General features: G+C 63.2%; 11 protein-coding genes. 9 read left to right on the top strand and 2 right to left on the bottom strand.

Translation table 11 applies throughout. The annotated features are described in order from the left end of the window. Window positions 1-160: 160 nt before the first annotated feature. On the bottom strand, window positions 161-1,465 hold the full coding sequence (locus MHY24_RS11685) for a PLP-dependent aminotransferase family protein (protein ID WP_239230839.1): 1,305 nt from the start codon (window positions 1,463-1,465) through the stop codon (window positions 161-163). 81 nt (window positions 1,466-1,546) lie between these two features. Here MHY24_RS11685 and pdxS point away from each other — a divergent pair, with 81 nt between their 5' ends. Together pdxS and pdxT are read left to right on the top strand one after the other, a co-directional pair. Continuing rightward, window positions 1,547-2,449 carry a pyridoxal 5'-phosphate synthase lyase subunit PdxS gene (pdxS, locus tag MHY24_RS11680; protein ID WP_239230835.1) on the top strand — a complete coding sequence of 301 codons (903 nt, stop codon included), beginning with the start codon at window positions 1,547-1,549 and terminating at the stop codon, window positions 2,447-2,449. Continuing rightward, entirely contained in the window at window positions 2,443-3,033 is a 591-nt protein-coding gene (pdxT, locus tag MHY24_RS11675) for a pyridoxal 5'-phosphate synthase glutaminase subunit PdxT (RefSeq protein WP_239230831.1), read from the top strand. The genes pdxS and pdxT overlap by 7 nt, the downstream gene beginning before the upstream one ends. Window positions 3,034-3,105: 72 nt before the next feature. Here pdxT and MHY24_RS11670 read toward each other — a convergent pair whose 3' ends face one another. Further along, window positions 3,106-5,319 carry an NADP-dependent isocitrate dehydrogenase gene (locus MHY24_RS11670; protein WP_239230828.1) on the bottom strand — a complete coding sequence of 738 codons (2,214 nt, stop codon included), beginning with the start codon at window positions 5,317-5,319 and terminating at the stop codon, window positions 3,106-3,108. Between the two features lie 216 nt (window positions 5,320-5,535). Between MHY24_RS11670 and MHY24_RS11665 the strand changes: the two genes are divergently transcribed. The 7 genes from MHY24_RS11665 (at window position 5,536) to MHY24_RS11635 (ending at window position 12,163) form a co-directional block, all read left to right on the top strand. Then, the gene (locus tag MHY24_RS11665) at window positions 5,536-6,789 is read left to right on the top strand and encodes an MFS transporter (protein ID WP_239230825.1); all 1,254 of its coding nucleotides are present in this window, start codon (window positions 5,536-5,538) and stop codon (window positions 6,787-6,789) included. 21 nt (window positions 6,790-6,810) lie between these two features. Further along, window positions 6,811-7,728 (top strand): exodeoxyribonuclease III, encoded by a 918-nt coding sequence (locus MHY24_RS11660; RefSeq protein WP_239230823.1) that lies wholly within the window; start codon window positions 6,811-6,813, stop codon window positions 7,726-7,728. Next, on the top strand, window positions 7,728-8,711 hold the full coding sequence (locus MHY24_RS11655) for a trimeric intracellular cation channel family protein (protein WP_239230821.1): 984 nt from the start codon (window positions 7,728-7,730) through the stop codon (window positions 8,709-8,711). Before MHY24_RS11660 ends, MHY24_RS11655 begins: the two co-directional genes overlap by 1 nt. 51 nt (window positions 8,712-8,762) lie before the next feature. Beyond that, window positions 8,763-8,954 carry a hypothetical protein gene (locus tag MHY24_RS11650; RefSeq protein WP_005322618.1) on the top strand — a complete coding sequence of 64 codons (192 nt, stop codon included), beginning with the start codon at window positions 8,763-8,765 and terminating at the stop codon, window positions 8,952-8,954. A 118-nt stretch (window positions 8,955-9,072) separates the two neighbouring features. Then, on the top strand, window positions 9,073-10,098 hold the full coding sequence (trpS, locus tag MHY24_RS11645; RefSeq protein WP_005322617.1) for a tryptophan--tRNA ligase: 1,026 nt from the start codon (window positions 9,073-9,075) through the stop codon (window positions 10,096-10,098). A 102-nt stretch (window positions 10,099-10,200) separates the two neighbouring features. Further along, window positions 10,201-11,280 carry a YhjD/YihY/BrkB family envelope integrity protein gene (locus tag MHY24_RS11640; protein ID WP_239230819.1) on the top strand — a complete coding sequence of 360 codons (1,080 nt, stop codon included), beginning with the start codon at window positions 10,201-10,203 and terminating at the stop codon, window positions 11,278-11,280. Window positions 11,281-11,335: 55 nt separating this feature from the next. Then, window positions 11,336-12,163 carry an RDD family protein gene (locus tag MHY24_RS11635; RefSeq protein WP_239230817.1) on the top strand — a complete coding sequence of 276 codons (828 nt, stop codon included), beginning with the start codon at window positions 11,336-11,338 and terminating at the stop codon, window positions 12,161-12,163. Window positions 12,164-12,373: the final 210 nt, after the last annotated feature.

The following is a 12,373-nucleotide window of genomic DNA, read 5'->3' as shown; positions in this document are numbered from 1 at the left end:
GCTATCGGTGGGGTGGTGGCTCTCGTTGTTGCCGCGGGAGATTCGTGTAATGAGTGCAACGACGCCGACGGCCACGACGATGAAAAGAAGAATGAGTGCGAGTTCCCAGATGTCAATAGACATGTATTACCTTTCTTTTATGGCCTTTGAGGTGACGGTATCACTCGCGTAAGGCGGCCGCGACCGCGGTGAGGCTCGTGCGCAGCTCGGTGTCGCTGAGGTGGCCGAAGCCGAGTACGACGCCATCTTCGGCGTCGGCGCCGCCCCAATAGTCGCGCAGCGGGGTGAGCTTAATGCCGCGGGCGGCGGCGCGGGGGACCACGGCTGGGTCGCACAGCAATACCGCGTGAAGGCCACCGTGGATGGGGAGGAGTTGCGCGCCATCGATGGTGCCGAGCGTTTCGGCTACGAGGTTGCGGCGGCGTTTGTAGGTGCGGCGCATGCGGCCGGTGTGGCGTCGTAAAGCGCCGCTTGAAAGGTAGTGGGCGAGCGCGGCCTGGGGAATGGAACCGACGGGTTGGCCGAAGACCTCGCGCACGTGGTCCACGGCCGGGCGCAGGCGCGGTGGAACGACGAGGTAGCCACAGGCAATTGAGGGGGAGATGACCGAGGAGAAGGTACCCAGCAGCACGGTGTGTTCCGGGGCGAGTGCGGCCAGGGCGGGCAGCGGCTGGCCGACGTAGCGCAGTTCGGAGTCGAAGTCATCCTCGATAAGCAGGGCGTCGTGTGTGCGGGCCCATTCGACGAGTTCGGCGCGCCGGGCTGCGGGCAGCGAGCCGCCGTAGGGGTATTGGTGGCTGGGGGTGACGATGAGGGCGTCGAGATCGGCCTTGGGGACGGTGACGCCTTCGGGGCCGGTGGGGATTTCCACCAACGTGTGGCCGAGGGCGTGGGGCACGCGGCGCAGGCTGGGGTAACCGGGGGATTCCACGCCCACGCGCAGCTGGCGGCCGAGGGCGCGCAGGAGCACGGAGAGGCCGTCGCGGGCGCCGGCCGTGATGAGCACGCAGGCCGGGTCCACGGTGAGCCCGCGCATGTGGCGCAGGTGGGCGGCGACCTCGTGGGGCAGATTGCCGGAGGGGTCGACGGCCGCTGCACGCCACGCGGCCCTCCATTCAGGGGTGAGGATGCCGGCGGTGTCGGGAAGGCCGGGGGTCAGTGACACCAGCTCGGGCTCGGCGGCGGGTGCGGGGGCCGGCTCCGGCCGTGGGGCACGCGCATGGGGAAGCAGCGGGTTGATGACGGTGCCGGAACCAACCTCGGCGGTGAGGTAGCCCTCGGCCGTGAGTTGGTCGTAGGCGGTGACCACGCTGCCTCGGGAAATGCCGAGCTGCGAAGCCAAGTGGCGGGTCGAGGGAACGCGCTCGCCGGGCAGGAGGACGCCGGCGGCAACCTGGGTGCGCAGGGCCGCGGCGATTTGCACGGGCAGCGGCCGCGTATCAGAGGGATCGAGGCGAAGGGGCACGGCCCCATCATAAGTGGTCTAATCCAACACGCTGAAAATGGCTCTTGTCTTGTACCACTTGTGTGGGTCACTATGGCACCTATGACTGAACAGGTAAATGAACAAGGACGCGCTACCACGCGCGTGAAGCGAGGACTAGCCGATATGTTGAAGGGCGGCGTCATCATGGACGTCGTCACGCCGGAGCAGGCGCGCATTGCGGAGGACGCGGGCGCCTCGGCCGTGATGGCGCTGGAGCGCGTGCCGGCCGATATCCGCGCGCAGGGCGGCGTGGCCCGCATGTCGGACCCGGAGCTTATCGAGGGCATCGTCGAGGCCGTCGACATCCCCGTCATGGCCAAGGCCCGTATCGGCCACTTTGTAGAGGCGCAGATTCTGGGCGAGCTGGGTGTGGACTTCATCGACGAGTCCGAGGTGCTCAGCCCGGCCGATTACGTCAACCACATCAATAAGTGGGACTTCGACGTGCCGTTCGTGTGCGGTGCCACCAACCTGGGTGAGGCCCTGCGCCGCATTACCGAGGGCGCGGCCATGATTCGCTCCAAGGGCGAGGCCGGCACCGGCGACGTTTCCGAGGCCGTGAAGCACCTGCGCACCATTAAGGCCGAGATGGCGCGCCTGCGCCACCTGGATCGCGATGAACTCTACGTCGCGGCCAAGGAGCTGCAGGCCCCGTACGACCTGGTTGCAGAGGTGGCGGAGACCGGTAAGCTCCCGGTCGTGCTCTTTGTTGCCGGTGGTGTGGCCACGCCTGCCGACGCCGCCCTTGTCCGCCAGATGGGCGCCGAAGGCGTCTTCGTTGGCTCCGGCATCTTCAAGTCCGGCAACCCGGGGGCGCGTGCGGAGGCCATCGTGAAGGCTGCCACGCTTTACGACGACCCCGCTGAGCTCGCCAAGCTTTCCCGCGGCCTGGGCGAGGCCATGGTGGGCATTAACGTCAACGACGTGCCTGCACCGCACCGCCTGGCAGAGCGCGGATGGTAGCCACCGTCGGGGTGCTGGCGCTGCAGGGCGGCGTCGAGGAGCACCAGCGCATTCTGGACGGGCTCGGCGTTGCTACGCGCCGGGTGCGGGTGCCGCGCGACCTGGACGGGCTCGATGGGCTGGTGATTCCGGGCGGCGAGTCGAGCGTCATCGATAAGCTGGCGCGTAGCTTCGGGCTGGCCGAGGCGCTGCGTGACGCCGCGGCCGCAGGATTGCCGGTGCTCGCGACCTGCGCGGGGCTCATTTATTGCGCCCGCGAGCTGGATAACCCCGCGCCGGGGCAGCAAACCCTGGGGCTTATCGACGTGACCGTGCGGCGCAATGCCTTTGGCAACCAGCGCTTTTCCGAAGAGCGCACGGTTCCTGTGACGGCGGGCGAGGAAACGCTCGACATCGAGGCGAGTTTCATTCGCGCGCCGCTGGTCACCCGCGTGGGCGAGGGCGTTGAGGTAATCGCGACGGTGCCGGGCGAGGACGGCGACGCGGTGGTCGGCGTGCGCCAAGGCCGCGTGACGGCGCTGAGCTTTCATCCAGAAGAAAATGGCGACGCCCGCGTGCACGCCGCCTGGCTCGACAGCTTCTAAGCACGCAGACACACCAAAGCCGCCCCGCAGCGAATTGATGAACGCTGCGGGGCGGCTTTTGCCTAGGAAGAATTACTTCTTCAGGCCGTCGATGATCTCGTTGAACTGAGCAACTGGGCGCATGACGGCAGAGGTCTTCTCGTCATTCGGCCAGTAGTAGCCGCCGAGGTCGGCGGGGTTGCCCTGGGCGTCGACAAGCGCCTGGGCAATCTCATCTGCCTGGGAGGACAGCTGGGAAGCCACGTCCTTGAACGCAGCGGTGAGATCGGCATCATCGGTCTGGTTAGCCAGCTCCTCGGCCCAGAAGGTGGCCAGGAAGAAGTGGGAACCGCGGTTGTCGATTTCGCCGGCCTTGCGGGACGGGGACTTGCCCTCATTGAGCAGGCGCTCGGTGGCCTTGTCCAAGGTGGCGGCCAGAACGCCGGCCTTCTCGTTGCCGTTGGTCTGCTTCTCGTGGCGGAAGGACTCAGCCAGGGCCAAGAACTCGCCGAGGGAATCCCAGCGCAGGTGGTTTTCTTCTTCTACCTGCTGGACGTGCTTCGGGGCGGAGCCGCCCGCACCGGTCTCGAAGAGGCCGCCGCCGGCCATGAGCGGAACCACAGACAGCATCTTGGCGGAGGTACCCAGCTCGAGGATGGGGAAGAGGTCCGTGTTGTAGTCACGTAGCACGTTGCCGGTCACGGAGATGGTGTCCTCGCCGCGGCGGATGCGCTCGATGGAGGTCTTGGTAGCGGTGACCGGATCCTCGATGGAGATATCCAGGCCCTCGGTGTCGTGGTCCTTAAGGTACTTCTCCACCAGGGACTTGATGTTGCGGTCGTGGCCGCGCTCTGGGTCGAGCCAGAAGATGGTCTTCATGCCGGACAGGCGAGCGCGGTTGACGGCGAGCTTGACCCAGTCCTGGATCGGGGCGTCCTTGGTCTGGCAGGCGCGCCAGATATCGCCTTCCTCCACGTCGTGGGAGATGAGAACCTCGCCCTGGGAGTTGCGAACCTCAACGGTGCCCGCAGCCGGGATTTTGAAGGTCTTGTTGTGGGAGCCATACTCCTCGGCCTTCTGCGCCATGAGGCCAACGTTCGGCACGGTACCCATGGTGGTCGGGTCGAAGGCGCCGTTTTCCTTGCAGTCCTCGATAACAGCCTGGTAGACGCCGGCGTAGGAGGAATCCGGGATGACGGCGAGGGTGTCCTGCTCTTCGTCGTTCTTATTCCACATGTGGCCAGAGGTGCGGATCATGGCAGGCATGGAGGCGTCAATAATGACGTCGGAAGGCACGTGCAGGTTGGTGATGCCCTTGTGGGAGTTGACCATGGCAAGGTCGGGGCCGTCGGAAAGCGCGGCATCGAAAGCAGCCTTGATTTCTTCGCCATTGTCCAGGTTCTTCAGGCCCTCGTAGATAGCGCCCAAGCCGTTCTCGCCGTTGAGGCCGGCAGCCAGCAGCTCCTCGCCATACTTGTCATATACATCAGCAAAGAAAGCGCGGACGACGTGGCCGAAGAGGATGGGGTCAGAGACCTTCATCATGGTGGCCTTCAGGTGGGTGGAGAAGAGCACGCCCTCTTCCTTGGCGCGCTTGACCTGTGCGATGAGGAACTCATCCAGGGCCTTGGCGGACATAAAGGTGCCGTCGATGACCTCACCCTTGAGAACCGGCAGCTCCGGCAGCAGGGTCTGCTCGCCGTCGGCGGTCTTCAGCACGATGGACAGGGTGTCCTCGTTGTCCAGAATGACGGACTTTTCATTGTGGCGGAAGTCGTTGTCCGCCATGGTGGCAACGTTGGTCTTGGAGTCCTTGGACCACTCGCCCATGCGGTGCGGGTGCTTCTTTACAAAGTTCTTCACGGCCTCCGGTGCGCGGCGGTCGGAGTTGCCCTCACGCAGCACCGGGTTAACAGCGGAGCCCTTGACGGAGTCATAGCGGGCGGCGATGTCCTTTTCTTCTTCGGTGGAAGGGTTATCCGGGTAATCAGGCAGATCGTAGCCCGCAGCCTGCAGCTCGGCGATGGCCTTCTTCAGCTGCACCAGGGAAGCGGAAATATTCGGCAGCTTGATGATATTTGCTTCCGGGGTCTTGGCCATCTTGCCCAGCTCCGCTAGGGCGTCTTCGACCTTCTGCTCCTCGGTCAGGCGCTCCGGGAACTGCGCGGCGATGCGGGCGGCCAGCGAGATATCGCGGGTTTCCACGTCGATGCCAGCGGTGGAAGCGAAGGCCTCCACGATGGGCTTGAGGGAGTAGGTCGCCAGCAGCGGCGCCTCATCGGTACGGGTCCACGTAATCTTTGCCATGATTCTCCTAATTAACGTTGGAAAATTGTTCAAGTGCCCAGATTACCGATTTTGTGGGCCGCATGTGGGCCAGTTTGCGGAAAGTGATCCCCCATTTGCCGCCCCTTGAAAAGGGTTGCGTGGCCGCTGTCACCCATGCGCGGGAGGGGTGGAGATATTCACGAGCCCCCGCTACGGGCATGCTGTAGGCGTGCACTGGGTGTACCCTCACTCTCCATGAAAATCATCGATGAGCTAAGCCCGCGCAGCGCACACGAACACCGCATTCGCCGCCGTCCGCTGCCGTTGCAAACGGAGATTACCGCCCGCCGCCGCGCCATCGTCATGGTGGCCATGGCCCTGGGCGCGTTTGCCATCGGCACGACGGAATTTGTGTCCATGGGCCTGCTGCCGCTCATCGCGGATGATTTTGGCGTTTCGGAAGAAAACGCCTCCACGCTCATCACCATCTATGCCATGGGCGTGGTGGTCGGTGCCCCGTTGATTGCGGCTTTTACCGGCAAGCTGCCGCGCCGCCGGCTAATCCTGCTGCTCATCGGCTTCCTCGTGGTGGGCAACCTCCTCTCGGTCTTGGCACCGAATTACGCCATCCTCATGGTCGCGCGCTTTATTGCGGGCATGCCGCACGGCGCTTATTTCTCCGTGGCTAATCTCTCGGCCGCATCCATGGCGCCCCCAGGCGGCCGCGGCAAGGCCATGGCTTATGTGGGCATGGGCCTGGCCATCGCCACGGTTATCGGCGTGCCGGCCGCCCAAGCCCTCGGCTCCGCACTGGGCTGGCAGGCGGCCTACCTGGTGGTCGTGGCTTTGGGTATCGTCACCGCCATTGCGTTGTTCTTCCTGATGCCGCACATGACGGAGATGAAGCAGACCGATATCCGCACCGAATTTGGTGCGTTCAAAAACAGTCAGGTGTGGTTCACCGTCATCATGGGCGTGGTGGGCTTTGGCGGCATGTTCTCCGTCTATACCTATATTTCGTGGACCATGACCGAGGTCGCCGGCATGGACCAGAGCCTCATCTGGGTAGTACTCATGGCCTATGGCATCGGCATGACCATCGGCAATGCCTTTGGCGGCTGGCTCGCTGACCGCAACTTGGAGTTTGGCATTATCTTTGCCTTGGCCTGCCTCATCGTTATCCTGACGGCCTTCTACTTCCTCTCCGGCCATGCCATCCCCGCTACCTTGTGCTTTGGCTGCGTGGCGTTTATGGGCTCCACGCTGGTGCCTTCGCTGCAGCTGCGCTTGGTGCATGTGGCTGGCGACGCCCAGACTCTGTCCGCAGCCCTTAACCAGTCCGCGCTCAACATCGCGAATGCGGCCGGTGCGACCATTGGCGGCGCCGTGGTGGGTGCCGGTTTGGGCTACTCTGCACCGGCGCTGGCAGGTGCGGCCCTAGCGGCTGCGGGTTGCCTGGTATGGGCTGCGACGATGTGGGATAAAAAGCGCCTTTCTCGCCGCGCCTAGGCGGACCGATATGCTGTTGGCATGACCCTTACCATCGCGAGCGTTAATGTCAACGGAATCCGCGCTGCGTGCAAGCAGCGCAATGAAAATAACCCCGGTATGAATGCCTGGCTAGAGGAGACTCCGGCCGATATCGTGCTCATGCAGGAGGTGCGCGCAACCCCGGAGCAGGCCGAAAAGGCCCTGGCCCCAGCCCTAGAGGCGGGCTGGCACTTAGCTCTTGCCGACGCCGCCGCAAAGGGCCGCGCCGGCGTCGGCATCCTGTCTCGCACCCCGCTTGCCGACGTCGAAGTGGGCTTCGGCTCCTTTACCGACGCCGGCCGCTGGATTGCGGCTACCACCCGCGATATTCGCGTCGCCTCCCTGTACCTGCCTTCCGGCGATACCGGTTCGCCGAAGTTGGATGAAAAGTACCGCTTCTTGGACGAGTTCCAGGAGGTGCTGGCGAAGAACGCGGCGCGCACGAATTCTGATGGCAGCCCGGCCGAGATGGTCATCGGCGGCGACTGGAATATCTGCCACCGCGCCCAAGACCTGAAAAATGATAAGGCGAATGAAAAGAAGGCCGGCCACCTGCCGGAAGAGCGCGCCTTCATGGATCACGTCTTTGGCGCCTTCCCAGATGGCAAGCCGCAAGAGAAGAAGAACCTGGGGCAGTGGCAGGGTGTGGTTGAGTACGCCGGCGGCGAGCCGTGGTCCCCGGCCGCAGATCCGCAGTGGTTCGACGTCGCCCGCCGCCTGCACCCGGAAGAAGATGGTCCTTATACCTGGTGGACCTACCGCGGCCAGGCGTTTAATAACAATGCCGGGTGGCGCATCGATTACCAGGCGGCCACCCGCCCGATGCTGGAGCGCGCCCAGCGCACCTGGGTGGATAAGGCTCCTACCGTGGAGCAGCGCTGGTCCGACCATTCCCCACTGCTGGTGGAGTACCGCTGATGACGCCACTATTTAGCGTCCTATATGTAGTAGGTATTACGGCCGAGTCCATGACCGCCGCCTTGTCCGCCGGCCGCCAAAAGCTCGACCTTTTTGGTGTCACCATGATTGCCTCCATGACGGCGCTGGGCGGCGGCACGGTGCGCGATATGATCCTCGATGACCCTCCCTTTACCTGGGTTGAGCACCCCATCTATTTGGTGATCGTCATCGTGGCGGCCGTGGTGACGGTGGGCATGTCCTTCCTCATGCACTACTTCCGCCACCTCTTCCTCATCCTGGATGCGCTGGGGCTTGCGGTCTTCTCGGTGCTCGGCACCCAAATCGCGGTCCACTTGGGGCACGGGTTCATCATTGCCTCGGTCTCCGCGGTGATTTCTGGCGTCTTTGGTGGCGTGCTGCGTGACCTGCTTTCGGATCGTATCCCGCTGGTGTTTTCCGGCGAGTATTATGCCGCCATCTCGCTGCTGGCCGCGGCGCTTTTTATGGCGCTCTACCACGGCGGTCTGGCCGAAGAACCGGCCGCTATCATTACCGCCTCCGTGTGCTTTATCGCCCGCTTGGCCGCGATCTACTTCAAGAAGGGATTGCCCGTCTTTGAGTATCGCGATGCCGAGCAGCAGATGGATCCGCGCCTGCGTTTGTCCGCGCGCATCGTGCGCGATGGCGCCCGCAAGGCCAAGCGCAAGGCGGGCGCGGCCACGCGCTATGCCAGCCCCATCACGCGCCCGCTGACCCGGCCGCTGAGCCGTCCACTGGGGCGCACGTTTAAGAACAAGTCACGAGAGTTTTCTAACGCGGCGGAGGGCACTGACTACAGCGATATTTCGAGCAATCGCATCGCGCGTCGCCCGAAGCGGCAGTCGATTACCCGGCCGAGTGGCCGGCACTCGCCAGGGGCACGGGGAGTAAACGTCGAGCAGCAGTGGAGCTTTAATAAGGGGGACGTCGGCAAGCGCAAGGCACCCAAACACAAGCAGTAGTGCTACTATGGGTAGGTCAAAAAATTCAGTAATCTGCAACGGAGAAAGTTCATGGCTCGCGCAATTATTTCTTTCGTCCTCGGCGCTGTAATCCTCGGCCTGAGCATCTGGTGGTGGACCGTTGTTGGTCCGTCCTTCGCTTTCCTCGGCCCCATCGTGCTCATGGGCGTGGGCGGCGCGCTGATGGTATCCGGTTGGGCCATCCTGATGGACGTAGTCAGCCCCACCTCCCGCAAGCTCTAAAATCCTTGCGCCGCATCCCCTGCCTAATCGGGCAGGGGATTTTTTCGATCCCTCGCTCAGGCGGCGCCGGGGAAGGAAGTGAACCGCGCGGCGAGGCTAGGGGGTAGGATAAGGCACCATGACTGCAGACAATTCCACCGTTTCCCGCGTCCTGTCCGGTATCCAACCCACCGCTGATTCCTATCACCTGGGTAATTACCTGGGAGCGCTGAAGCAGTGGATTGACCTGCAGGACGGCTATGACGCCTTCTACTTCATCCCTGACCTGCACGCGATCACCGTGGAGCAAAATCCGGAGGAGCTGCGCAACCGCACCATCGCGGGCGCCGCACAGCTCATTGCCTTGGGCATTGACCCGGAAAAGTCCACGCTCTTCGTGCAGTCGCACGTGCCCGCCCACGCGGAGCTGACCTGGGTACTGCAGTGCCTTACCGGTTTTGGCGAGGCCTCCCGCATGACCCAGTTCAAGGATAAGTCCGCCAAGCAGGGCTCGGACCGCACCTCGGTGGGCCTATTTACCTACCCGATCCTCATGGCCTCCGATATCTTGCTCTACTCGCCGGATTATGTGCCGGTGGGCGAGGACCAGCGCCAGCACCTGGAGCTGACCCGCAATCTGGCCGAGCGCTTCAACAATAAGTATGGCGAGACCTTCAAGGTACCGGAGCCGTTCATCCCGGAGGGTGCGGCAAAGATTTATGACCTACAAGAGCCGACGTCCAAGATGTCTAAGTCCGGCGCCAACCCGAAGGGCCTGGTCAACCTGCTTGATGCGCCGAAGACCTCGGCTAAGCGCATCAAGTCCGCCGTGACGGATGACTTGGGCTCGGTGGCCTTCGACCGCGACAACCAGCCGGGTGTGTCCAACCTGCTGGTTATCCAGTCTGCGCTGACCGGTGAATCCATCGATTCCTTGGTGGAAAAGTACGCCGGCCAAGGCTACGGCCACCTCAAGGTCGATACCGCCGACGCGCTGCAGGAATTTACCACTCCGCTCAAGGCGCGCTATGACGAGTTGATGGCGGACCGCGGCGAGCTCGAGCGCATCCTGGCGCAGGGCGCGGAGACGGCGCAAGAGATTGCCCAGCCGCTTGTCGACGCCGTCTATGAAAAGGTCGGCTTCCTTCCCCGCCTGCGCAAGTAGCAAGCGGCCGCTTCCCCCGTACCCCACCCCACAAAGGGACAAGTGGGGGTTTGCCAGTTACTCTAGGTGAGATAAAAACTGTGCGAGCAAGAAGGGAAGCACGTGCCTACTACCACGCAATCCTCCTCGAAGAAGACGGACCACTACGGCATCGAACGCGCCAATGCCGACGAACCCGGTGCGGTAGATAAGATTCGCTCCAAGTCCGGATTCGTTGATCACCTCATGCGCATGAATGAGCGCTATGGTGCCGAAGGCGGCAACCAGTTTGCCGCCGGCATCACCTATTATTCGGTGCTCTCCATCTTCCCGCTTGCCATGCTGATCGTGGCCACCGTCGCCGCCGTCTTGGCTAACCGCGAGGACCTGCTCAATGATTTGCAGTCCCAGATCACGAGCTCCCTCGATGGCGATATGGGCGATACGGTTAACGAGATCCTCGATACCGCCATTGACCAACGCGGCGCCATGTTCGGTATCGGTGGTTTGACCACCCTGTGGTCCGGCCTGGGCTGGATGAATAACCTGCGCATCGGTATCTCGGCCATGTGGGGCATCGATGCCAACGAGGGCGGTTCCTTCTTGAAGAAGAAGTTGTCTGACCTGGTGGGCCTCATTGGCCTTATCGTGGCGTTCCTCATCGCCTTTGGCGTAACCGCCGCCGGTTCCTCCGGTCTTACCCAGAAAATCTTTGAGCGCGTAGGAATCGAGTCCTTCCCAGGCATGGACTTGGTTATTTTCTTTGTCGGCTTGGCTGTGGGCCTTCTGGCCAACTTCATCGTCATGTGGTGGCTGAATATGATTCTGCCGCGCACCAAGGTTCCGAAGAAGTCCGGCCTTATCGGCGCAGCCATTGGTGCCGTCGCTTTCGAGCTGCTCAAGCAGCTGTCCACGCTCATCATGTCCTCTGCTACCGGCAGCCCCGCCGGCGCGGTTTTCGGCCCAGTCATCGTGCTCATGGTGGTCATGTATCTGATTTGGCGCGTGGTGCTGTACGTCTCCGCGTGGACCGCCACCACCAAGGAGTCTCTGAAGTACGCTCACCCGCCGGTCCCAGAGCCGGCCGTTATTCGCGTCCGCAACGAGGTCAAGGAAGGCGCGCCTGCAGGTGCGACCTTCGGCGTTGGCGCCGCTGTAGGCGCCGCGGCCGTGGGCGCATGGAGCCTGTTGCGCCGTAAGTAAATCTCCTCCTTAGGGGTGAGGCCTCCGCTGCCGGTGGGCTTTAAGATAGAGCATTATGAACGCCAATGACATCGCACCGAATCTTTATGAGGAATGGGGACTAGATCGCCGCGATGGCGAGCACGAGCTTCTAGTTTTGCTGGAGTCCAAGGATGTGCTGCTACAGCAGCAAGGCCAAGACATTGAAGAGCCGCGGCGCGCGCAGCTGCGCATCGCTGCCAGTGTCTTGGGCTCTGCTGCAAAGCGGGCCGAATACGATAAGGCGTGCGCGGCGGGAGTGCGCCCCACCTGGGGAGACCTCGGGCAGCTGGGCGCGGTAGGGCAGTGGAATCCGCGGACACAGCAGGCCCAGCAGCAAGCTCAGTCCTTCCAGCCCGGTCAGGCGGCAGGGCCAGGGCGCCACGTTCAGCAGGAGCCGCGATTTACGCAGACCGCGAGCCCCTACGGGTCGCCGTATGCGCGCAATCCCTTTGTCCCGCAGCACAATCCTTTCCCGCCGGCAACGGCGAACGGGGCCGTACCCGCGCCGTTGGTACAACAACCAGCGGCCGAAATTAGCCAGCGCGCCGGTCAAGATGCGCGCATCGGCATGGCCATTTTGGACTTTTTCTTCTTCTCACTCATTAGTGGCAGCTTCGGCGGCGCGCTGCTCTCCGGCGGCGTGGATGAGCTCTCGACGTTCATTGGCGGCGCCATCATCTTGCTGCTCTACACCTTGGGCACCGAGTGTTGGCTCGGCGCCAGCCCGGCCAAGCTGCTGATGGGCTACACGGTGCGCGATGTCGACACCAAAGAGCGGCTCTCCCTCACCCAGTCCGCTAAGCGCCAGTGGTGGCGCCTAGTCAATATCGTGCCGGGCCCGGTACGTTCGCCAGCTGGGTAGGCGCCGGCGTGCACGCCTGCACTATTTCGGAGAAGAATAATCGCCGCGGTACCCACGATGAGTGGGCTAACGCCGAAGTAGTGAAAAAGCACCCACGCAAATAGCCAGCAGCACTACGACGCCGGCGATAACCCAGCCGAGCCAGCCCTGCACTCCGGCCAAGGAGGAGTTCGCGGATTGCGCCTGGGTATCGGGGGCCGGGGTGGGAGC

Origin of the sequence: Corynebacterium sp. ACRPQ (assembly GCF_022347225.1) — a bacterium.
GTDB classification, from domain to species: Bacteria; Actinomycetota; Actinomycetes; order Mycobacteriales; family Mycobacteriaceae; genus Corynebacterium; species Corynebacterium tuberculostearicum_D.
This window is presented reverse-complemented; position numbering and strand designations above follow the sequence as displayed.